Annotated in this window: 21 protein-coding genes; 18 read left to right on the forward strand and 3 right to left on the reverse strand. The window is 53.2% G+C overall.

Annotation, left to right across the window (positions count from 1 at the left end; translation table 11 throughout):
- Window positions 1-182 precede the first annotated feature (182 nt).
- The 3 genes from ggt to X474_RS15505 form a co-directional block, all read right to left on the reverse strand.
- A complete protein-coding gene (gene ggt, locus X474_RS15495; protein WP_044350158.1) occupies window positions 183-1784 on the reverse strand; it encodes a gamma-glutamyltransferase in 1602 nt (533 codons plus the stop codon).
- A gap of 28 nt (window positions 1785-1812) precedes the next feature.
- Window positions 1813-2868 (reverse strand): L-lactate permease, encoded by a 1056-nt coding sequence (locus X474_RS15500; RefSeq protein ID WP_052515274.1) that lies wholly within the window; start codon window positions 2866-2868, stop codon window positions 1813-1815.
- 255 nt (window positions 2869-3123) lie between these two features.
- Window positions 3124-3690, reverse strand: a complete 567-nt coding sequence (locus tag X474_RS15505) for a class I SAM-dependent methyltransferase (RefSeq protein WP_044350159.1) — start codon at window positions 3688-3690, stop codon at window positions 3124-3126.
- Between the two features lie 600 nt (window positions 3691-4290).
- Here X474_RS15505 and X474_RS15510 point away from each other — a divergent pair.
- The 18 genes from X474_RS15510 to aroF (X474_RS15600) all read left to right on the forward strand — a co-directional run bounded on the left by X474_RS15510 (window position 4291) and on the right by aroF (X474_RS15600) (window position 22986).
- Window positions 4291-5064, forward strand: a complete 774-nt coding sequence (locus X474_RS15510; protein ID WP_052515275.1) for a GntR family transcriptional regulator — start codon at window positions 4291-4293, stop codon at window positions 5062-5064.
- A 193-nt stretch (window positions 5065-5257) separates the two neighbouring features.
- Complete coding sequence (locus X474_RS15515) at window positions 5258-7180, forward strand: aldehyde ferredoxin oxidoreductase family protein (protein ID WP_044350160.1); 1923 nt, start codon at window positions 5258-5260, stop codon at window positions 7178-7180.
- 62 nt (window positions 7181-7242) lie between these two features.
- Window positions 7243-7533: a 4Fe-4S dicluster domain-containing protein gene (locus tag X474_RS15520; RefSeq protein WP_052515276.1), complete on the forward strand. Its 291-nt coding sequence runs from the start codon at window positions 7243-7245 to the stop codon at window positions 7531-7533.
- Between the two features lie 39 nt (window positions 7534-7572).
- Window positions 7573-8565 carry a TRAP transporter substrate-binding protein gene (locus X474_RS15525; RefSeq protein ID WP_052515277.1) on the forward strand — a complete coding sequence of 331 codons (993 nt, stop codon included), beginning with the start codon at window positions 7573-7575 and terminating at the stop codon, window positions 8563-8565.
- A gap of 84 nt (window positions 8566-8649) precedes the next feature.
- On the forward strand, window positions 8650-9186 hold the full coding sequence (locus tag X474_RS15530) for a TRAP transporter small permease subunit (RefSeq protein ID WP_044350161.1): 537 nt from the start codon (window positions 8650-8652) through the stop codon (window positions 9184-9186).
- Between the two features lie 45 nt (window positions 9187-9231).
- Entirely contained in the window at window positions 9232-10539 is a 1308-nt protein-coding gene (locus X474_RS15535) for a TRAP transporter large permease (protein ID WP_044350162.1), read from the forward strand.
- A 479-nt stretch (window positions 10540-11018) separates the two neighbouring features.
- On the forward strand, window positions 11019-11435 hold the full coding sequence (locus X474_RS15545) for a DUF3795 domain-containing protein (protein WP_044350164.1): 417 nt from the start codon (window positions 11019-11021) through the stop codon (window positions 11433-11435).
- A gap of 227 nt (window positions 11436-11662) precedes the next feature.
- On the forward strand, window positions 11663-12145 hold the full coding sequence (locus tag X474_RS15550) for a hypothetical protein (RefSeq protein ID WP_044350165.1): 483 nt from the start codon (window positions 11663-11665) through the stop codon (window positions 12143-12145).
- Between the two features lie 603 nt (window positions 12146-12748).
- Entirely contained in the window at window positions 12749-14137 is a 1389-nt protein-coding gene (locus tag X474_RS15560) for an anthranilate synthase component I family protein (RefSeq protein ID WP_044350167.1), read from the forward strand.
- Window positions 14137-14814 carry an anthranilate synthase component II gene (locus X474_RS15565; protein ID WP_082464411.1) on the forward strand — a complete coding sequence of 226 codons (678 nt, stop codon included), beginning with the start codon at window positions 14137-14139 and terminating at the stop codon, window positions 14812-14814. Before X474_RS15560 ends, X474_RS15565 begins: the two co-directional genes overlap by 1 nt.
- A 31-nt stretch (window positions 14815-14845) precedes the next feature.
- A complete protein-coding gene (gene aroF, locus X474_RS15570; protein WP_044350168.1) occupies window positions 14846-15886 on the forward strand; it encodes a 3-deoxy-7-phosphoheptulonate synthase in 1041 nt (346 codons plus the stop codon).
- Window positions 15883-17130, forward strand: coding sequence for a 3-phosphoshikimate 1-carboxyvinyltransferase (gene aroA, locus X474_RS15575; RefSeq protein WP_044350169.1), 1248 nt, complete (start codon window positions 15883-15885; stop codon window positions 17128-17130). Before aroF (X474_RS15570) ends, aroA begins: the two co-directional genes overlap by 4 nt.
- The gene (aroE, locus tag X474_RS15580; protein WP_044350170.1) at window positions 17127-17942 is read left to right on the forward strand and encodes a shikimate dehydrogenase; all 816 of its coding nucleotides are present in this window, start codon (window positions 17127-17129) and stop codon (window positions 17940-17942) included. Before aroA ends, aroE begins: the two co-directional genes overlap by 4 nt.
- Window positions 17943-17947: 5 nt before the next feature.
- Window positions 17948-19507 carry a bifunctional shikimate kinase/3-dehydroquinate synthase gene (locus X474_RS15585; RefSeq protein ID WP_044350171.1) on the forward strand — a complete coding sequence of 520 codons (1560 nt, stop codon included), beginning with the start codon at window positions 17948-17950 and terminating at the stop codon, window positions 19505-19507.
- Entirely contained in the window at window positions 19507-20568 is a 1062-nt protein-coding gene (gene aroC, locus X474_RS15590; RefSeq protein WP_044350172.1) for a chorismate synthase, read from the forward strand. Before X474_RS15585 ends, aroC begins: the two co-directional genes overlap by 1 nt.
- Entirely contained in the window at window positions 20565-20999 is a 435-nt protein-coding gene (aroQ, locus tag X474_RS15595; RefSeq protein ID WP_044350173.1) for a type II 3-dehydroquinate dehydratase, read from the forward strand. The genes aroC and aroQ overlap by 4 nt, the downstream gene beginning before the upstream one ends.
- A gap of 891 nt (window positions 21000-21890) precedes the next feature.
- The gene (locus tag X474_RS26225) at window positions 21891-22061 is read left to right on the forward strand and encodes a hypothetical protein (RefSeq protein ID WP_156360792.1); all 171 of its coding nucleotides are present in this window, start codon (window positions 21891-21893) and stop codon (window positions 22059-22061) included.
- A gap of 16 nt (window positions 22062-22077) precedes the next feature.
- Window positions 22078-22986, forward strand: coding sequence for a 3-deoxy-7-phosphoheptulonate synthase (aroF, locus tag X474_RS15600; RefSeq protein WP_082464418.1), 909 nt, complete (start codon window positions 22078-22080; stop codon window positions 22984-22986).
- The last annotated feature ends 11 nt before the right edge of the window (window positions 22987-22997 follow it).

Below are 22997 nucleotides of genomic sequence, written 5' to 3' on the forward strand. Positions count from 1 at the left end.
TCCCTTTGGACAAACAACTTACCGGATGAATATGAACGCCCGGTAAGTTGTTATCTGCCTTTTTAAAAGGGCCTGCCCTCACGGCCCGTGGCAAGGGCAGGCAGACAAAGGGGAAGTCTGCGGCGTTATGGGTTGATTACCGCAGTCCGCATGAAGGTAAATTCCAAATGGGGTCTATGCCCTTACCTGCAGATGCCATAGGCCTGGCGGCGGGGATCGGCCCCTCCCATTTTCAGACCGTTTTCATTGATGCGGATAGCCTGGGAGCTTCCCATCACCTCATCCCAATCATCCAACACCTTCACCTTATGCCCTTTTTGCTCAAGGGCCTTGACGGTTTCAGCAGGGAAACGCCCTTCCATCAAAAGGGTGCCGTCAGGTTCGGCCCGCCAGCGGGGAGCCTCCATGGCCTGTTGAGGATCGGCCCCAAAATCAAGCATGGCTGTGGTCATTTGAATCACGGTCTGGGTCTGGCCGTCCGCACCAGGCGAACCAAGCACATAAGCAGGCTTGCCGTCTTTCAGTATCATGGCCGGATGCAGGGTGTGATAGGGGCGCTTACCCGGCGCGAGGCAGTTGGGATGATCCGGATCCAGGCTGAAGCCCCTACCCCGGTTATGCAGCACCATGGCTGAATCAGGCACCATAACGCAGGAACCGAACGCCTCGTAAATGCTTTGAATCAAGGAAACCGCGTTGCCGTCTTCATCGACCACCGCCAGGTAGACCGTATCATCGCCGCCGGTGGTGAAGCGCCTGAGCTCAGGCTGGGGCGCAGCCTGGTCGGGGTTTATCTTGCCGGCCTGGTCCCGGGCCAGTTCCTTGTCCAAAAGTTTATCCAGTGGGATTTCATTAAACTCGGGATCGCAGACATAGGCATTGCGGTCGGCAAAGGCCAATTTTTTGGCCTCCACCATAAGGTGTATAAGCTCTGCCGAATCAGGCTTAAGGCCGCTTATGTCAAAAGTATCCAGCATATTGGCCTGGAGTAAGAGGGCCAGGCCCTGGGAGTTGGGAGGCTGGGTGCAGATTTCGTATCCCCTGTATCCGGTCTTCAGGGGATCAACCCAATTCACCCGGTGGGCGGCCAGATCTTCTTCACTGAAAAGGCCGCCGAGCTGGTCTGAATATTCCACCAGGGCCCTGCCCAGGGGGCCGTTGTAAAATGCATCCGGTCCCATGTCAGCCAGCAGACGGTAAGACTTGGCCAAGGTCGGCTGATACAGAATACTCCCCACCTCGGGAACCTTGCCCTGGGGTATAAAGGTATCCATGGCGGCCTGGGATTCTTCCAGTTTGGAGCGGCGGTCAATCATGGCCTTTCGCAGGTCCGTATAAACCCCAAAGCCCTTTTCCGCGTAATCAATGGCTCTGGCCAGGAGCTTATCCAGCCCCATGGTGCCGTGTCTTTCCAAGGCAGAGTGCCAGCCCATGACGGCGCCGGGTACGGTGGAGGTGAGAATTCCGTACTCGGGCATCTTGTCATAGCCCTTTTCCTTGAAGAATTCCAAGGTGGCCCTGGCCGGAGCCCGGCCGCTGGCGTTAAGCGCCTCAAAAGCGCCGGTATCGGATTTATAGACCAGGGCAAAAAGGTCTCCACCCATGCCGGACATGTGGGGGCGCACCACAGTCAAAACCAGGTTGGCGCAAATGGCCGCGTCCATTGCATTGCCCCCGGCCTCCAGAACAGAGGCTGCGGCCTGCACGGCCAAGGGGTGGTCAGCGGTTATCATAAAGCGGTCACCCATCAAAAGAGGACGATGGGTCTCGAAATGTTTACTCATTTTTGACTCCGTCATGTGGTGTTCTTAATTAAGCAGCGGCACTGACTTTTGCCTTTTTCTTAGCCCTATAACTTTTATAGAGAGGCATTAAAAGAGACAATACAGACAATACCAGGAAAAAGGCGGAAATGGGCCTGGTTATAAAGAGGGTCAAATCATTTTCGCTCATAAGGGCCCGGCAGAAATTAGATTCAGCCATGGGGCCCAGGATCACTCCCAGAATCATGGGAGCCAAGGGCAGTTTAATCTTGGCCATGGCATAGCCCATAAGGCCGAAAATAACTAACACCCAAATATCAAAGAACCTATTATGAATTGAAAAAGACCCCACACTGCAAAGAACCAGTATGGAAGGTATCAGGACATAAAGCGGAATCCTGGTAAGGCGCACAAAAATTTTGATCCCGTAAAGTTGCAGCCCCAGCATAAAGAAGTGGGGCACAAAACCGGCCAGGGTCCAAAGCCCGCTCACAGCCAGGCTATACTGGGTGGCGGCCGTGACGGTTCCAATAATCAAAATGGCAGGCAGCCCTTCCTTAAGCGCCTTGAACCCACCATAAAAATGGAAAAACGCCAGGCCGCAGAGATAGGCTGTGCCCCCCAGGAAAAACGCCGACCAGGAATGGCCAATGGCCGGAGCCGCTACCGATACAGCCGCGGGAAAGCCCAGGCCCATAAGCAACGGCCCCACCACTGCGATCGGCACCCCAAAACCTGCGACGCCTTGTAAAAAGGAGCTGAAGACCCAGCCCAAAATCAAAAGCTGGATAATTCGGTTGCTGGTAAGCTTTTGAATTCCTTGCCCTATGGTTTCAATAGCCCCGGTATCCTGCACCACGTTGTAGAGCAGAAGAGCCATCCACACGATATAAAGCACATAAATGGAGAGCAAAATCCCTTTGGTCTGAGCAAAGGCCAAAAGATTGGATCCTGCGCCGAAAAAGGCAACCGCCACTATTAAAGCGGTAAACCAACCGGCTGCTCCGGCCCTACCGCCACCCCAGTTAAAGCCGATCATGAGGATCAGGACCACTGCAATGGGAGAAAATGCCAGCAACCACTTGAAAAGGAAGACGTAATCCATGATGAGGCGCCAAACCAAATTTTAATGATTGAATCAATTTAGCTTTTCGCGATGTCACCCCTAAAAGGACTGTTTTTTAGGCCGGCTATTTATTTTAATGCTGGAATTTGAAAAAGACTGAAAAGATTGATTGACATTCAGTGCAAGAACAGGGGAAACGCGTCCTTTGCCTGACGAAACTTATCAAACCACAGCTTAGTAAGATAAAAATCCCTTACCCAAAGTTAAAAACCGGGCAAGGGATTGGGCGGAAAATCAAAATTTTTGGAATAAGGCCCGGCTTTTGGCTGGATTGGAGGAATCAGCCAGAAATTTAAATCCGGCGTCTTCGGCAAAACCTATGCATTGAAGGAATCTTTCTTTGGATACATGTCCCTTGGGTTCAATAAAAAGGAGCTTGGCTCCGGTTTTAGTCACCTCGCCCACCTCCTGGAAGAAGGATTCAGCCGAAGGAACTTCATGGACCATGTGAAGGGCGCAGACAAAGTCAACGGTCCGGCCCAGGTCGGCTAAATTCTGGGAGTTGTCTGAAGCCAGCCTTAGCTCCAACCGATCGCTCAATCCGGCCCGGGACGCCCTGCGGGCCAGGCCGTCCAGCATGTTTTGCTGTACATCCACAGCCACAACCTTGCCCGAGGGGCCCACCATCCTGGCCAGGGGCAGGGTGAAAAAGCCCAGGGCGCAGCCGGTCTCCAGAACCGTCATACCCGGTTTCACATACGGCTCCAACATTGCTTTGGGGTTCTCCAATATTTTGCGCAAGGGATTGAGTAAAAAGGTGTAACCAACCCATATGGGGCAGACTCTCTTCTTTTCAGCCATGTGCGAATTCTTCTTTCTGTTAAATGCCGGCAGCTTCAAACACGAGCCTGGTTGCCGCTGGTTTCGGAATTTTTGAAAGCGCTCCGCGAGGATCAATATTTTAAGTTATAAATTTTCTTTATTTATTTAAACTTTATACCCACTCTAAGTGGCTGCATCCGGCAGGCAGGGACAGGCCCGAGCCTCAAACAAAAACCGTCTTCATAAATTATTTCAATAATAACATTTGGATATTTTAGAGATTACTTCTAATACCTTTTATATCACAGTCGTACGCAAGCACTTTTCAGTTACAGTGCAAAAGGGAGGCCTCGCATGCCGTTATTAAACAAGATACTTGCAAAGGAGTGAATCATATCTGCCCCGACTTCACTCAGAAAAATTTTCTTTTCATAGAAATCTTGTTCACTTAAAAGACCTGTTCTTATATCTACATTCCCTTTTATCTTTGGAGAATTACAGAAAAAAGCCTTGCGGCCTCCGGGCGGATTGACGCCCCGATTGCCAGGCAAGGGCCTGAAATGTCATAAATAACATATTGACAATATACACTGTGTATATTGTATGTATATCGCAGTGCGCGGTGTGAGGGATGACAACATGGAACACATTGATCTGGGTTATTGGGTCAACTCATTTATCAAGAACGGAAACTTTTCCGACAAACATGCCGCTCTGTACATGAGCGAAGCAGCTTATAGAAATATTTATAAAAAGATTGTTACGCTGGAATACGGCCCCGGCCAGATACTGAACGAGAAGGATCTGATCAAAGAGTTGAAATTGGGACGCACTCCCATAAGGGAGGCGGTTCGCAGCCTGGCCTCCAACGGTATTGTGGAGCTGCACCCCAGCAAGGCCATTTTGGTGAAGCCCATCACCATCCAAAACACCAAGGCCCTTTTCAGTGCCATGGATGTCCTGGAGCAAAGTATTGCCAGGAACATTTACCTGCATGACCTGGACAAGGAACTGGATTTGATGAAAAAGGCCCAGGAGGCCATGAAAAAATCGGTCCGGGAAAAAAGGCTTTTCGAGATACTCATGGCCAACCATGTCTTTCACATGGCTTTTTACCATGCCTCGCGCAACGAGTACCTGATCTATGGGCTTAAAAGGGTGCGTTTTGAGGCTGAACGCCTGGGTTTCATCTCATTTAGCGTGGAGATATTCAAAGATCAACCCGTGGAGGAGCTTTACCAAATTTTGATCGCAGACCACCAGGAGATCATGAATCTTCTGGCCCAAAAAGACTTCCCCAAACTGCAGGAGGCGATCTTTAAGCACAACCGCACCTTCCGGAAAAGAATATTGGAGTATCTCTCGCCAGAAGGCGGTTTCCAGGGGACCAAAGACTGGCTGATAAGCGATTAACAGGCTCTCCTTAAACAGATTGCAAAGTGGGGCAGATATACCCCTAAAATCGGAGATTTTAGGGGGACGAATGGCGGCGAGGCATATGACATAGCCTTGAAAAATAAACGATATAAGCACGTTGTAAAAAACCTTTTTCATCAACTTGGCTATTTAAAAGGCCAGTTGGGGCAAATCAAAGGAAACAGGACTCATGGCCTTTGGCTACGCGGGAAAAACAGCCTTTATTGACCTGACCCGGCAAAAAATAGATCTGACCGAAACCGAAGAATATCTTTCCTGGGTCGGCGGACGCGGCATCAACCAAAAGCTGCTTTTTTCTGCGTTAAAGCCCGACACCCATCCCCTTGACCCCGAGAACACCATAATTTTGGGATCGGGTCCCCTGGTGGGAACCCTGGCCCCCACAGCCTGCCGCCTTGCGGTTGAATTTAAAAACGTCATAACCGGAGGGCTGGGTTCAAGCAACGGCGGCGGTCATTTCGCAGCTGAGATGAAGTTCGCGGGCTTTGATCATCTGGTCATAACCGGCCGTGCGGCCTCGCCTGTTTATCTTTTTGTTCAGGACGGAAAGGTTTTCTTCCAAGACGCCGAAGCTCTCTGGGGGCAAAGCACCTGGGACACCGAGGTCTTCATTCAAAAAGCCTTGAATGACCCCAATATAAGAACCCTGACTATAGGGCCGGGCGGAGAAAACCTGGTCAAGTTCGCTTGCCTGATTGTGGACCGGGGGCGGGCCATAGGATATGGAGGCGCGGGCGCTGTCTTTGGCAGTAAAAACTTAAAGGCAGTGGCGGTCCGCGGCAGGCTCGGGCTGAAGGCGGCACACCCTGAAGCCCTTATCCAAGAAGTGAAACGCTACCATGAAGAAGTGATAAACCAAAGCGGTTTCGCCAAGGTCTACCGCCAGGGAGGCACCTTGCTGGGCTATTTGGGACCCAAGGAAAAACGCCCCCATGCGGTGCGCAACATGTCGGACGAATTCTGGCCCGACGAAAAAATAGAAAAAATACTTCAGGATAAATTCGAACCCAGACAAAAGGCCCTAAGATCCTGCTTTGGCTGTCCCTACCACGGCAGCCGCATCTATGAAATCAACCATCTTAAATGCGAAGGCATCCAGGCCAACACCTGGCGGGCCTTTGCCTCCAACCTGGGCATCACAGACCCCGACAAAATGCTGGAGATTCATGCCAAGGCCAACCTTAACGGGATCGACGGCGATCATCTTTCTGCGGTCATGGCCTGGGCGGTTGAGTGCTTTGAGAATGGAATCATCAGCCAGAACGAAACCGACGGGCTGGAGCTTAAATGGGGGAATGCAGACGCCCTAAGCCTTTTGGCGGATCGCATCGTCGCCCATACCGGCTTTGGCAAAGTTTTAAGCCAAGGCCTTAGCCAGGCAACCCATATCCTGGGCAGGGGCTCCCACAAACTGGCCACCACAAGTCATAAAAACGCGCTGATGGAAGCAGGCATGCGCTCCCATCGGGCCTGGGCGCTCGGCATACTGACCAGCACCAAGGGCGGCGGGCACCTGCGCGGAGCACCGGCCGTGGAATTTAAATGGACAGACGCAGAAGACGATGAATCCATCTTTGGCCTGCCCAGCCCATCCTCTGCGGGCTGTTACAGGGACAAGGCCTCTTTAGTTGTGATGTTTGAAAGATACAAGGCTGTTATCGACATGATGGGGCTTTGTTATCTGCCGAGTATGTGGATGGACCTCTCGCTCTTCGTGCCTCGCCAGATCGCCTCCTTTTACAACCTGGTCACTGGAAGAGATCTTAGCGCCGAGGCGCTTTTGGATGTCGGCGAAAAGATCCAGGTAAGTGAAACCATCTTCAACCTGCTCCATGCCGGTTTCGGGCGGGCGGATTGTCTGCCCCCGGTCCGGCTTCTACAAGAACCGGTGAGCAAAGGCATTTTCAAGGGCGAAAAAATAGATATGGAGCAGTTCAGCACCATGCTGGACGAATATTACCGGTTTCGAAACTGGGACCAGGTTACCGGCTGGCCTTTCAAGGAAACCGCCCTTGAACATGGGCTCCATGAGCAGGTGGACGCAGTGGAGCAGGCGGGAAGACGGCTCCCGCTGAAAAAAAGCGCCCGATAAATCGCACAAAGGCCAAAAACCTTCATCAATTGACCCTTTACCCCAACTAAAAGAAGTAAACCATGTTGACAAGTCAAACCAAGCGGACAACCGATACTGCCGATAAACCCACAAAAACCATACAGATAACTATAAAACCCGGGATTTGTGTCGGCTGCCGCATCTGCGAACTGGCTTGTTCCCTTTCTCAAAAAAACCTCTTCAACCCCCAGGAATCAAACATCCTGGTTCACATCACTGAAACCGGGGAAGTAGAGCTTGAAATTGTACAAGAGTGCTCTTGCGTGGGGGGAAGGGCTTATTGTGCGGAGCTTTGTCCTGTGGATGCCTTGCAGGCTGATCCGGGCGACTGACCCTCGTATGGAACTACCACTTGTTTACGGAGGTGCACTGTGAAAAAACTTTTACTGGCATGCATGACAGCCCTTTTGGCCACAGGCCTGCTAATGGGTTCAGCCATGGCCAAAACCACATGGAACGCCAATATCGCCTGGCCGCCAAAGAACCACCACAGTCAAGCCATGATCGAGTTCGCCGATCAGGTGAAAAATGCCACCAACGGTGAGCTGGAGATTATCGTCAACCTGGGAGGCGCCCTGGGCTACAAGGGTCCGGAACTGCTCAAGGCAGTGCGGGACGGACTTTTGCCTGTCTCGGATATGGTCATAAGCGCTGTGGCCGGTGACGCCAAGATTTTTCAGATTGTCACCCTGCCCTTTTTGTGCCGTGACCTTGAAGACGCCAAACGCTTAACCCAGATAGCCAGGCCCTACTTTGACAAGGCCGCTGCCAAATGGAACCAGAAGATACTCTATATTGCCCCCTGGCCCCCCACCGGCCTGTGGAGCAAAGACAAAATCTTGAAAATCGAAGACATCAAGGGTCACAAGGTCAGAACTTATGACAAAAACGGCGCCCTTTTAATCAAAAACCTCGACGCGACTCCCTATGCCCTGCCCTTTTCGGAAGTCTACTCCTCCCTGGCCACGGGCTTGATCGACTCGGTGATCACCTCCACCACCACGGCGGTTGACGGCAAATTCTGGGAAGTGCTGAACAACTTTGAGAGATTTAACATCACCATCGCCACCAACATGGTCAATGTGAACCTTCGCGCCTTTAACAAACTGGACAAAAAGACCCAGGAAGCCTTGATCGCCGCAGGCAAGGCAATGGAAGAAAAAATCTGGGGCAAGGTCGCGGCCCTGGATAAGGAAAAGGAGGCTCTTTGCAACCAAAAGGGCATCACCAGTGTGCCGGTCTCCCCGCAGATCTTAGAGGGCCTTAAAAAAGCCAGCATGTCCATACACAAAGAATGGCTCAAGAGCGCACCCGCCGACGCGGTTAAGATTTACGAGGAATTCACCAAAAAATCCGGCAAATAAGAATCTTTAATTAATTCAATTTTCTGCCTGGAAAGGCTATTAGCGCCTTTTCAGGCAGGCTGATAAAAAGAAGGCGAACCAGCCATGAAGCCCCTGATCCATTTTATAGACAAGCTTAGCCAGTTGGGAGGATATGCCGCCGGGGTCATGACCTGTTTGGGTCTGGCCATTGTCCTGGTGGAGATTGTCGCCCGCAGCCTGTTTGACGCCACCATCTACATCACCGATGAATACTCGGGCTACCTCATGTGCGGTCTGGCCTTTTGTGGCCTGGCCTACACCTTTAAGGAAAAAGGCCATATCCGCATGGTTTTCATTTACAAAAGCCTGAAAAACCGCGCGCGCCTGTTTCTGGAGCTGTGCTGTTTGGGCGCGGGATTGATCTTTTGCATTTTCCTGACCTACCATAGCGGCTTATTTTTCTGGGATTCAGTGGTAAGCGGCTCTCAATCCATGCAGATAACCGAGACATATCTGGCCATCCCCCAATTCTTTATGCCCCTGGGGTCTTTTATTCTCACCTTGCAGCTGGCAGCCGGGCTCGTGAGGGGCCTGCTTGTTCTGAAAGGTGAAATGCCTGAGAGTGAACTAATTGAAATAGCCGAAGATCTGGGCAGATAAAGGCCGGCGGCAAAGAAAAACCAATGCAGGACATGAGAGAATAAAATGGATTTGTTTACTGTTTCGCTTACCTTGGCCGGGCTGCTGGCTGTGTTTCTCGGCGGTTCTTTGTGGATCGGCATCTCCCTTTTTTCGGTGGGTTCCTTTGGCCTGATTTTATTCACGGACCTTCCGGCTGGCTCTATTTTGGCCAATGCCATCTGGAACAATACCAGCGGCTCGGCCATGTTGGCCTTGCCCATGTTTATCTGGATGGGTGAGATCCTGTTCCGCAGCAAAATATCCCAAAACCTGTTTAACGGCCTGGCCCCCTGGATGGACTCCATTCCCGGCAGGCTTATCCATGTAAACGTGTTTGCCTGCACCTTCTTTGCGGCGGTCAGCGGGTCCTCAGCCGCGACCACCGCCACTGTGGGCAAGATCACGGTCCCCGAACTCTCCGCACGCGGCTATGACTACAACATGTCCATCGGCTCCCTGGCCGGTGCGGGCACCTTGGGTTTTCTGATCCCTCCCAGCATGATGATGCTGGTTTACGGCATAATCGGGGATGTAAGCATCGGCAAGCTCTTCATAGGCGGGTTGCTGCCGGGAGTTTTGATTGCAAGCCTGTTCAGCGTTTACACGGTTACCCGCTGCCTGATAAACCCCGCTCTGGCCCCGGCCAACAAAGACAAATACACCTGGGGTCAGAGGGTTAGGGCCCTGCCCCAGATAGCGCCTGTGGCGATTATGATCGGCGTTGTCCTGGGCAGCATTTACACCGGCTGGGCAACTCCCACAGAGGCCGGGGTGGTTGGCGTGGCAGGGTCTCTCTTCTTTGCGGCGATCACCAAAAGCCTGAACTGGCGGGTCTTCAAGGACAGCCTCATGGGCTCTGTCAAAACCACGGCCATGATCATGCTCATAGTCATGGGCGCGGCCTATCTCTCAGTGGTGGTTGGCTACCTGGGCATAACCCGCCACTTGAGCCAATATGTGACCTCTTTGGGGCTCTCGCCCTACCTGCTTATCTTCATCCTCTCCATCACCTATATGGGCATGGGCTGTTTGATCGACGGCTTTTCCATGATCGTCATGACCACACCCATTGTATTGCCCTTGATCAAGGCTGCGGGCTTTGACCCTATCTGGTTTGGCGTCTACATTGTAATGATGATAGAGCTGGCCCAGGTCACTCCGCCGGTAGGCTTTAATCTTTTTGTGATAAGCAGCTTAAATAACGATGATATCCTGGCCATTGCCAAATCTTCGGCCCCGTTTTTCCTTTTGCTTTGCCTGGCCACGGCCTTGATAACCATATTCCCCGAGGTGGTCCTGGTCTTGCCCAACAAAATGATCGGGGCGTATTAACTCGCACTTGAAAACCGCATCTCATGCTTCGGGCCCGGCTTTTCGCCGGGCCCGAGCTTGCTGGCAAGGTCCTCCTGGACTTTGTCAGAGGCCATTTGACAAAAACGCGGTTTTGCCAAGTGGATAGAACTACTTGTCTTATGAAAGACTCGCAATTCGGCGGGCCGCCATTCGGGGCCCCAAAAACCTCTGATTTTAGGGGTATTTCATGGCCCGCGTTCAGGCTGTTTGTAAACAGCCTGGGGCCCGGCTTTTCGCCGGGACCTTTTTCATCTCAAATTCACTGGCCTCATTTTGTTTTGGCCTGGCTTATTAACGGAAAAAGCAAGGGAAAAGAAAACTTCAAGAATTGACAAGCCAATCAGAACTTCGCTAACATGCACAAAAATTTACACCCACGGCCTTAACGCCAAACAAAACTTGGCAAAAAAAACTACATTCAACCAGATCGAGTCTGGTCTTGAACCCAAGGGGTGAAAGTGAATTATCAAAAAATGACGGCTCCGTGCGGGCTGGACTGTTTCAATTGCCAGATGTGGCTGGCAAGCAAAGATGACAACTTGCGTAAAACCATCTCGGAAAACTATGGAATCCCCTACAACATGGCGGTCTGTAAGGGATGCAGGGCGCATGGGGGGCAGATTCCTTTTCTGGGCATGAAAGAACCCTGTAATGTCTATAAGTGCATCACGGCCAAGGGTGTTGAAATCTGCAGCGACTGTGATGAATTCCCCTGCGATCACCTCCATCCCTATGCAGACAAGGCCGGCATGGTGCCGCACAATACCAAGGTGTTCAACTTATGTTTGATCAAAAAAATGGGTCTTGAATCCTGGGCCGAGGATAAGGCCGCCCAAGTCAAAAAGACCTATTTTGGAGGCGTTTTTAAACTCTGAAATCAAAACCGCCTATCGCCACACCTGTGATTTAGTGAGCTAAAAACAGCAGTTAGCCTGTTTGTTTGGCTTAGTGGTGAATCAGTTTGGGAACCTTTATTCAAGAGCTTTCCGATTCCTTAGATAAAGGTTCACCATATATCCTATCTATTGCATTTAGAAATATTACATAGTTTTTAAAACCTTTTTCAGATCGCTATAATTATAACGAATAAGGGAACCGCCAAATGGATAAACCTCAGGGCAAATGCCTGTTGCAGGGTTTTTCCCTGGCCGACAAAACCGTGGCCAGAGTTGCTTATTACGGCCTCTTTATGGTTGCCTTGTACGAACTTTTTCAAAGAAGCCTACCTGCGGCAATCGCCTATCTCCTGTTCGGAGCCATTGGACTGGGTTTTCTGGTCCTGCGCATTCTCTGCGCCCATTGCCCCTATCCCGCCCACAAGGCGGATTGCCTTATAGCGCCCCCCAAACTGATACAAAAGCTGGCGCCGTATAAAGGTCCTCATATAACGGCTTCGCAAAAGGCGGGACTGATACTTTCCCTGGCTCTGCTCTTTGCTTTACCCCATATCTGGATATGGCAGAGTCTTTTTCCCGGCATTTTGTTTTCTTTTTTAAGTCTGATTATCTTGCTGGGTGCGCCTATACGCTATTGTCAAAGATGCCTCCATACAGCCTGCCCCTTTAATCGGGCTGCAAAGATTTAATCCAACCAATAATCAATATTAATTTAATTTAAATCTCCCCCCCAAACCATGAAACACTGCTTTTTTAAAAATTAGCCCAACGGCAACTCCAAACATTTTCTCAAAAATTCCACGACGCATTTTTAAAAATTTATCGTTACGAAAAAACGAATCAGAAAAGACAACAAACGAAAAAAAACACCTTTTTATTTCTTCAAGTAAAAGAAAATACACAACGGTCCTGTTGCAAATGACGGGAAAGGTCACAATTCAAATTATTTATTCATTATAACTTCTTGTTATTAAAGGTAATTTTTACTAAGGGTCATATTGAACCCAAAAAATACCTTGACAAAAACAAGCGGCTTCTTAGGATACTAACCAAAATCAAGTAGGGAGCGCGGATGCTGCAAATGAATTTAAATACCCGATTTAGCCAGACCACCGGTCAGGCCAGGGTATTGTTTTGCACTTCTGCGTTTTTTTATTTTTGGTGGTGTGAACCCGTGACGGTGAGCTCTACCAAGGGAGTCAACATCTAGACTCCCAGCCCAACACCAGGTAAACGAGCCCACCGTCACCAGACGGTGGGTTTTTTTTGTCACTTTTTTAGAAAGACAAAAAATGCTCCACCTCACAGCCCTGTCCAGAGAAATGCTGGACGACACCGAGACACCGGTCTCGGCCTTTATGAAGCTTTGCCCAAACCAAGAGGATTCTTTTCTTTTGGAAAGCGGCGAAGGAGACCAAAGCGTTGGCCGTTATTCGGTCATCGCTTTCACCCCCTTGGCTGTGCTGGACCTGAACTGGCAAAAGAGCAGTCTGACCATAAAAGGCAAGGAAGAGACCCTCGAGCCCGAAGAATTCTTTGACTTGGCTCAAAAGGCAAGCCAAATGCTTCAGTGCAAAGACCTGCCGGACCTGCCCGGCGTGGGGTCTTTCACGGGTTATGTGAGCTATGAAGCAGTGGGGCTTATAGAAAAACTTCACCCGGCCAAGGAACACCACCTTCCCCTGGCCCGGCTATGTTTTGCCTCGTCTTTTGTAGTCTTTGACCATCTGTGCCGGAAAATGACCCTGGTTGCACTGGCCGAGGATAGAAATAAGGCCGAGGCCGCCCTGGACAACATAGAGGCCCGCTTAAAGGAGCCTTTGCCCCCCATGCCCCGGCCGCAGTCCCAAGCACAGGTTGAGCGCCCTTCCCGCCGGGATTTTGTGGAGGCAGTCAAAAAAGCCAAGCAGGAGATCCTGGCCGGGGAAATTTTCCAGGTTGTACTTTCAGCTCCTTTCACCATGAAGGCCGAGATGGATCCCTTTTCGGTTTATCGTTGGCTAAGGGTAAAAAATCCTTCCCCATACATGTTCTTTTTGAACATGGGCGGTTTTCAGTTGGCAGGCGCCTCGCCTGAAACCCTGGTCAAGATAGAAGACGGAAAGGTGATCCTGCGCCCCATAGCCGGGACCAGGCCCAGGTCCCAGGACCCGGCCGAGGACCACGCCCTGGAACAGGAGCTTTTGGCTTCTGACAAGGAAAAGGCCGAGCATGTCATGCTGGTGGACCTGGCCAGAAACGATGCGGGCAGGTTAAGCGAATACGGAAGCATATCCGTTTCTCCCTACATGACCGTGGAGCGCTTCAGCCATGTAATGCACCTGGTTTCCCAGGTCAACGGCCGCCTTGACCCGAAAAACACGGTCTGGGACGCCTTTAAGGCCGCTTTTCCCGCAGGCACCGTCTCCGGAGCGCCCAAGGTGAGGGCCATGGAGATCATAGGCGAGCTGGAGACCACGCCCAGGGGGCCATATGCCGGAGCGGTTGGTTTCTTTGGACCGGGAAAACGCATGGATACCTGCATCGCCATTCGCATGCTTCAGTTTGAAAAAGACAAAGTCACCCTGCAGGCAGGCGCCGGCATCGTGGCCGACTCAGACCCGGAGATGGAGTATCAGGAGATAAACCACAAGGCAGCCCAGGGCTTGGCGGCCCTTCTAGCGGCAACGGAGGGCCGGTGATGATTCTGCTTATAGACAACTACGACTCGTTCACCTTTAACATTGCCCAGGTCATAGGCAGCCTGGGCCTGAGATGTCAGGTGATCAGAAACGACATCCTTAGCCTCGAACAGATAAAAGAACTTTCACCTCAGGCGATTATGATCTCCCCTGGCCCTGGCAGGCCGGAAAAGGCGGGAATCTCCTGTGAAGTGGTAAAGGCCCTGGCAGGCAAACTGCCGATTTTAGGCATATGCCTGGGGCACCAGGCCATTGCCCATGCCTTTGGCGGCGAGGTCACAAGGGCCAAGGAACCTGTGCACGGCAAGCTGAGCGAGATGTTCCACGACGGCAAGACCATATTCAAGGGGCTTGGCAATCCCTTTAAAGCCACCCGTTATCACTCCCTGGTGGTGCGGGAAGAGACCCTGCCAGCAGAGCTCAAGGCCTCTGCTTTCAGTCTGGACGGCCAGATAATGGGAATCCGCTCCCGAAAACTGATGCTGGAGGGGGTGCAGTTTCACCCCGAATCCATAGCCACCAGTCAGGGCAAAACCATATTCTGCAATTTTTTCAATACTTATCTTGGCATGAGGCTTGATCCCTCGGAAAGGCCAAGGCTCGCTGGAGGGGGAATGCCCCTGCAAAAAAACGACCCGAACCAGACGCCCGACACCCTCACAGGCAATCTGCCGTGAGCCTTGTTTACGGACAGAAAGAAGGATCCTGATGTTTGTAACCATGCAGCCAAGCTGCCCCAAATCCCAGGTTGCCGAGGCGATCCAGGCCCTGCGGGGCCATGGCCTGAACCCCAGGCTCATCCAACCGGGAAACCAAAATGTTTTGGGGATTGTAGAAGAAATAACCGCGGAAACAGCGGCCAAGTTGAGCAAGCAACTAAAGGCACTGCCCGGGGTGGAAGAGGTTTGCGACTTCAGCAAATCCTGGAAACTGGTTTCCCGGGAATTTAAAAACGAGCCCACCACCATTCCCTTGGGACGGGTGGAGGTCGGCTCCAGGGATATTTTAGTCACGGCCGGTCCCTGCGCCGTGGAATCAGAGCGGGGATTCATGGATATCGCCGATAAAGTTGCCTCCCTGGGGGCCGGGGCCTTGCGCGGAGGAGCATTCAAGCCCCGCACCAGCCCCTACTCCTTCAGGGGGCTGGGGGAAGACGGCCTTGCCATAATGGCGCGGGCCAGGGAAAAACATGGGCTTCCGATCATCACCGAGGTGCTCGAACCGGAAGAGGTGGACCTGGTGGCCGCCTATGCCGATGTGCTCCAGATCGGAGCCCGCAACATGCAGAACTTTGCCCTTTTGGAAAAGGTGGGCGATACAAACCGCCCCGTGCTCCTGAAAAGGGGGCTCATGTCCAGTTTAAAAGAGCTGCTTTTAAGCGCTGAATACATCCTGGCCAGGGGCAACTGGCAGGTGATGCTCTGTGAAAGGGGAATCCGCACCTTTGAGACTGAGACCAGAAACACCCTTGATCTATCCGCGGTTCCCATTTTAAAGCAATACACTCACCTGCCGGTGGTGGTGGACCCCAGTCACGCGGCAGGCAAAAGGGAGCTGGTTCCCAGCCTGGCCAAGGCCGCGGTGGCGGCCGGTGCGGACGGCATCCTGGTTGAGGTGCACACCTCGCCCGATTCCGCCTTGTCCGACGGACGCCAAAGCCTGACCATCGATGGTTTTAAATCTCTCATGCTAGACCTCAAGCCCGTTGCCCGGGCAGTGGGGCGCACTATTCCGGAGGCGGCATCATGAAACTCAAGGGTTCTTTCAAAGCGCCGGGCGATAAATCCATCTCCCACCGCATTGCCCTTTTCTCGCTATTGGGCAAGGGCCGCATGCAGGTGAACAACTTCTCCCCTTGCGCAGACTGCGCCTCATCGCTCAAGGCGGTGAACCTGCTCGGCGGGGAGGCGCACATCTTTGGCGACATGCTTTCGGTTGAGGGCGCCTTAGGCGAGATCAAAGACAGCCGGGTGGACTGCGGCAATTCAGGCACCACCATGCGCCTTTTAATGGGGCTTTTGGCCGGGCGGCCGGGTGAATTCTGCCTGGACGGCGACGAATCCTTGCGTAAAAGGCCCATGCAAAGGGTGGCCGACCCTCTCAGGCAAATGGGGGCCGAGCTTATCTGTGAAAAAGGCAATGCCCCGGTTTTTATCAAGGGCAAAGAGCTCAAGGCCTGCGACCACACCCTGAGCGTGGCCAGCGCCCAGCTCAAAAGCGCCCTTTTACTGGCCGGTCTCCAGGCCAGGGGGGTGACCACAGTGCGGGAGCCTGCCCAAAGCAGGGACCATACCGAAAGGCTTCTGACTCAATGCAAGGCGGCATGCAACGGAAAAAACGGAACCTGGCAAGTGGCCCAGTCAGAACTCGATCTGCCGGAGCGCTACTGGGTTCCGGGCGACATATCTTCAGCCGCCTTTTTAATCACCGCCGCCCTGATAAACCCGGACAGCAGGGTTATGGCTGAGGATGTGCTCTTAAACCCCACCCGCATAGGTTTTCTAAAGGTTCTTTTGCGCATGGGTGCGGACCTCAAGATTGAACAGCAGGGCAACCACCCCGAGCCCTGGGGCAGGGTCACGGCGGGGTATACGCCTAAACTGGAGGCCTGCGAGATCATGGCCGAAGAAATTCCCCTGATGGTGGATGAGGTGCCTATCCTGGCCCTGGCCGCCAGCCAGGCCCGGGGGGTTACGATCTTCCGTCAGGTGGGCGAGCTGAGAATCAAGGAATCTGACAGAATATCCGCCATCTGTTCTCAGCTAAGCGCCTTGGGCGTGGATATCAGGGTCAAGGACGACGACCTCCTGGTCACCGGCCCGGCCAAGTTGAAGCCGGTGGCTGAGCTGGATTCCTTTGGCGACCATCGCATAGCCATGACCCTGGCCATTGCCTGCGCCCTGGCTGAAAACCAGGCCAACATCAAAAAAATGGAAAGCGCGGCCATAAGCTATCCCGGTTTTCAAGATGCCCTGAACGGACTTATGGCATGAAGGTGTTCGCCGTATTGGGAGACCAGCGGGCAAAGGCCTCGCTTTCGCCCCAAATGCACAACCAGGCCCTCTTCAAGGCCGGGATAAACGGCAGGTATGTGAGTTTTTGCGTGGAGCCCGCCCGCCTGGGACAGGCAGTGGAAGGGCTCTTTGCCCTGGGCCTGGCCGGGGCCAATGTAACAGTGCCCCATAAGCAGAAGGTGATTCCTTTTTTGCAGGGCTTAAGCGATGAAGCCGGGAGCCTTGGCGCGGTAAACACAATTGAGTTCACAGATAACGGCATGATCGGGCATAACACAGATGTGCCGGGTTTTGTAAGAGCCCTTGAACAGGCGGGATTCAACCCCTTTAACAGGCGTTGCCTGGTCATGGGCGCAGGCGGAGCGGCCAGGGCCGTGGTCGCCGGACTTAGGCAGGCCAAGGCAAAGGAAATAATGGTTGCGGCCAGACAAAAAAGCCGGGCGGAAGCCCTTTGTCGTGATCTGGGCGGAACCCCCTTGGGGATCGCAGACTGGGGCAGGGCTGCCAAGGGGACGGATCTTCTGGTTAATGCCGCCAGCGTATCCACCCGGACCGAATCGCCGGAGCTGGCTGCGCTCTTGTCCGAAACACCTGACCAGGCCAGACCCGCTGTGATCATGGATCTTAACTATGGCCGCAAGGGAAACCTGTGGCAGGCCCTGGCTCGACAAAAAAACGCCGTGTTTCAAGACGGGCTTGTCATGCTGGCCGAGCAGGCCAGGTTGAGTTTTGAAATCTGGACCGGCGTTTTACCGCCGACCTCCCATTTCTTGAGCGCACTGGAGCAATAAAAAACGTGAACAAAAACCTCTACCTCACAGGCTTTATGGCCGCGGGCAAGACCACGGTGGGCAAATCCCTGGCCCGGGCACTGGGGCGTAAATTTCTGGATATGGACGACCTGGTGCGTGATGCCTTGGGCATGAACGCCCAAGAGGCCTTTGCCCGCCTGGGGGAGGAGGCCTTTCGTGAAAGTGAAACCAGCCAGCTGAAACGCCTTAGCCGGGCCAAGGGCCTGGTGGTGGCCACAGGCGGGGGCCTGGCCCAAAGGGCGGAGAACCGCTCTTTGATGAGGGCCGGCGGCAGCATCGTAAACCTCGAACTCAACCTGGAAAAATGCAAGGCCAGACTCAGCCCGGCCGAAAGGGACGAACGCCCCCTTTGGCAGAACCAGGCAGCCTTGGAAGGACTTTTCAAGGCCAGGCAAAAGGCCTACCTGGATTGTGATCTTTTGGTAAACGCCGATCAGCCGGTGGAGGATATAGTGGAAACGATCCTGACCCATGAACTGCCTGAAGACAGCTTCACCCTTAAGCTGGCTGATCAGGCAACCCAAATAATCAGCACCTGGCAAGGGCCCCAGGCCCTGAAACCCCTGCTTAAATCCAGAAAGGTGGTGATTCTCACAGACCGCAACCTGGCCGGGCTTCATCTTGAGCGCTACACAGCCCGGCTGGAGAACCCCCTGGTAATCACCCTGCCCCCTGGTGAACGCAGCAAGACCTTGCGCTCAGCCGAAAAGGTCTACAAGGAAATGCTGAATAACCAGGTGGAAAGAGGCGATCTTTTGCTGGCCCTGGGCGGAGGGGTGATCACGGACCTGGGCGCATTTGTGGCGGCCACCTATAAAAGGGGCATGAACTTCATCCTGGCCTCAACCAGCCTTCTGGGCTGCACGGATGCAGCCATAGGAGGCAAGGCGGCGGTGAACTTAGATGGTGAAAAAAACCAGGTGGGCCTTTTCACCAGGCCTGAGGCGGTGATCCTAGATTTGAAGGCGCTCACCACCCTGCCCCGCTCCCGCAGGGCCGAAGGCATAACCGAGGCCTACAAAACCGGTCTGGTGGCCTCCCCTCCCCTGGCCGAGTTTGCCGAGGCCCGGATCAAGACCCTGTTAAAGGGCGACATTCCCCAACTGGCCAGGCTGGTTAACTATTCCGCCCGGGCCAAGGCCCTGGTGGTGGAAAAGGACTTCACCGAATCCGGCCTGCGCAAGGTGCTTAACCTGGGTCACACGGTTGGGCACGCCCTGGAGGCCCTGGTAAAACCCAGGCCCAGTCACGGGGTTTGCGTGGCCCAGGGCATCAAGGTTATCGCCAGGCTCTGCCTCAAAAGGGGGCTGATAGAAGAACACCAGGCAAACCAGATGATTGCCGCCCTGGATCAGCTCACCCCGGCCAAGATGCAATGGCCCTCGGTGCAGGATATTTGGCGGGTGATGCAGCACGACAAGAAAAACCAGGGGGGCAAGGTGAGTTTTGTGCTGCTAAACGCCAAGGGCAGGCCCCTTTTGGCCGACGATGTAAGCCAAGGGGAGCTTGAATCAGCCATTCTGGAACTTAAGGGGGGCCGGTGATGTCCAGCGTATTCGGCAAACAGCTTAAGGTCTCCACCTTTGGCGAGTCCCACGGACCAGCCCTGGGAGTGCTGGTCGACGGGCTTCCGGCCGGGCTTTTGATAGACCAAAAACGCATTCAAAGGGAAATGGACCGCCGCAGGCCGGGCGGTTCCGCCATGGTCTCGGCCCGCAAAGAGGCGGACCAGGTGGAGATACTCTCTGGTGTATCCCAAGGAAAATCCCTGGGCTCGCCTATTGCCCTTTTGGTGCGCAATAAAAACGCCAGAAGCAAAGACTACCGGGACTTGGCCGAGGTCTTCAGGCCCGGTCATGCGGATTTCACCTATTTTCAAAAATACGGCATCCCGCCCCAGCCCGGCGGAGGCAGGGCCTCGGGCAGGGAAACCGCGGCCAGGGTGGCGGCGGGCGCGCTGGCCCGCGCCCTTCTGGAGCCCATGGGCATCGCCTTTTTCTCCTGCACCGTGGCTGTGGGGGGAATCAAGGCCAGGAAAATCGACTATGAATTCAGCCATACAGACCCCCTACACGCCGCAGACCCGGACCTGGCCCGGGCCATGGGAGAAAAAGTTTTGGCGGCCAGGGAAAAGGGAGATTCCGTGGGAGGGGTTGTCCAGGTGGAGGTGCGGGGGGCGCCCGCGGGTTGGGGCGATCCGGTGTTTGACAAGCTCGACGCCGCCCTGGCCGGGGCCTGGTTCTCCATCGGCGGGGTGAAAGGCGTGGAGATCGGGTCCGGTTTTGAGGCGGCAGCCAGGCTTGGTTCCGAAAACAACGACCAGATGGATGAAAACGGATTCTTAAGCAACCATGCGGGGGGAATCTTAGGCGGCATCTCAAGCGGCCAAAGCCTGCTGGCCAGGCTGGCAGTAAAGCCCACCCCCTCCATAAGCCGCCCCCAGTCAACCAGAGACCTTTCCGGCAGACAAAGGGAGATTGAGATCAAGGGCAGGCACGACCCCTGCCTTTGCCCCAGGGTGGGGCCGGTGGCAGAGGCAATGGCCGCCTTGGTCCTGGCCGACGCCTGCCTCTGCCAAAGGGCCTTACAGGGAGAATCTAGATGAAATTCACAGTGGTTAACGGCCCCAACCTGAATCTTCTGGGGCTGAGGGAGCCTGACCTTTACGGCAGCCTGACCTTGAAACAGATCAACCAAAGGCTTGAGCAAAGAGCCTCCGAGCTGGGGGTAGAGCTTGTCTTTTTTCAGTCCAATCATGAAGGTGATCTGGTGGATGCCCTGCAAAAGGCAGGCAAAGAAACCCAAGGGGTGATCCTTAACGCCGCTGCCTACACCCACACCTCTGTAGCCTTAAGGGACGCGATATTGTGCCTTGAGATACCTGTAATAGAGGTTCACCTGACCAATCCCCAGGCCAGGGAGGAGTTCAGGCAAAAGTCTCTGATAGCAGCAGTCTGTCAAGGCACTGTGGCCGGATTTGGAGGGGCCTCTTATCTCATGGCGCTGGATTGGCTGGCCCTTTACAAGCGGGAATAAACGTTATTTGGATGTTGAAAAAGCCGCCCCAGGCTTTTTCAACGCCCTGCTATTGAGCCATGTTTCTTTGGGCTGGGTGCTTAAAGAAACATGGGATATAAAATACAAATAAAAAGCAACCTATAAACTTTTTTTTACAGATTTTTTTGGGAATGGATTATTTTGTTCTTTTTCCGGTGAATAATCGTACACGGACTTATCTGTTAAAAATCAACTTAAATCGTAGACTATTTTTGATTCTTTACAAAAATATTACGATCTCTCACAAGCAGACCATCCCAAAAAATACAACTTGTCAGTACAAGCCACAACTAAATCCGGGTCTCATGGAAAGATAAAAAAATCTTGAGGCAAATTTACTCCGAATAATTTAGCCGGGCCCCGTCAATCCGGAGAAAAAGCAAGAGGCAGTAAAGAGCAAAAGCTATTCCACGTATCTTATTAATTATAAAGATAAAATTACATAGATCCCCTAACGGAACATCTGGCGGAAAACTTGCCGGATAATTTTTTTTACAAAAAATGGAGTTTTCCCGCTTGACAAATCCGCTGAAATGCACTTTAACTAGTACAAAATAAACAAGCGTTTTTTACGTTTCTCCCCAAAAAGGCAAAAAAGCCGGGAGCCGGGAAACAGACCATGGGTATAAGCCAGAATAAAAATTTGACCATCCGCACAGCCAATGGCGGAGTGGGCTTTTTTTATTTTAGCTTTTATTACTTTACCAGGGTCCGTCCTAGGCCGGGGGAGGGTTTAGACTAGCTTAAGTCTTAAAATAACCAACCAAAGGCCATGGGCGGACAGCATCCGCCCATGGCCTTTTTTAGTTTGGGCTACGGGTTTTGGAAAGGATGCGTCTGCTCCGGGTCTTCAGCAAAAGGAGGCTTAAAATGATGCACGGATGGGTGGAAACAAAGGTTCAATGCACCGAGGGTTCCGCTTCCGCCTGGACCAGGCCCGCGGCCAAGGCAGTGCCGGGCAGTCGGGTGATAGCTCAAATTGAAGCCATACGCCAAGCGCAAACAGTTTCAGTAAGCCAAAACACGGCAAGGGAGGAATAAAGTGATACCCGCTGAAATGCAGTCGGAACAGAGAGTTGTTCAAGAAGGCGCCAATAACTGGGTGCGGCCCGTCAAAAGAATTGAACCCAAGCCTGGCCAGTTCCTCTATAGCCGCGAGGCCAGGGCCCAAGATACCGTGGTAAAGGCGGGACCTGCCCGGATCGGGGGAGCGGGCTTTGCCGTAATTGCCGGGCCCTGCTCGGTTGAAAGCAAGGAACAGCTTGTTGAGACAGCCGAAAAAGTCAGCCAAGCCGGGGCTCATGTTTTAAGGGGCGGGGCTTACAAACCCCGCACCTCCCCCTACAGCTTCCAAGGCATGGAAGAAGAAGGGCTGAAGCTTCTGGCCCTGGCCCGGGAAGCCACAGGCCTGCCGGTGGTGACCGAGCTGATGGATGCCGACGAGCTGCCTTTGCTAGAAGACTATGTCGATATCATCCAGATCGGCGCGCGTAATGTGCAAAACTTTTCACTACTTAAAAAAGTGGGTAAAATCAATAAACCAGTGCTTTTAAAGCGCGGGCTGATGACCAAACTGGATGAATTTCTACTCTCGGCAGAGTACATCCTGGCAGGCGGCAATGATCAGGTCATTCTCTGCGAAAGGGGAATCCGAACCTTTGAAACCGCCACCAGGAACACCCTGGATTTGAGCGCGGTATGCGTGCTCAAGGAACGCTCCCACCTGCCGGTTATCGTTGACCCCAGCCATGCCACCGGACACTGGCGCTTTGTGGAGCCTTTAGCCAGGGCTGTTCTGGCGGTGGGGGCCGACGGCCTGATGGTGGAGGTGCATTGCCACCCGGAACAGGCCCTTTGCGACGGCAGCCAGTCTCTCACCCCTGAGATGTTCAGCCATCTTATGGGCGAGTTAAACGCCATGCCCTCTTTCCGCCCGGCGGATCAGGCAGCTTTAAAGCAGGTGTAGAACAAAAAACC

Origin of the sequence: Dethiosulfatarculus sandiegensis (assembly GCF_000931935.2) — a bacterium.
GTDB lineage: Bacteria > Desulfobacterota > Desulfarculia > Desulfarculales > Desulfarculaceae > Dethiosulfatarculus > Dethiosulfatarculus sandiegensis.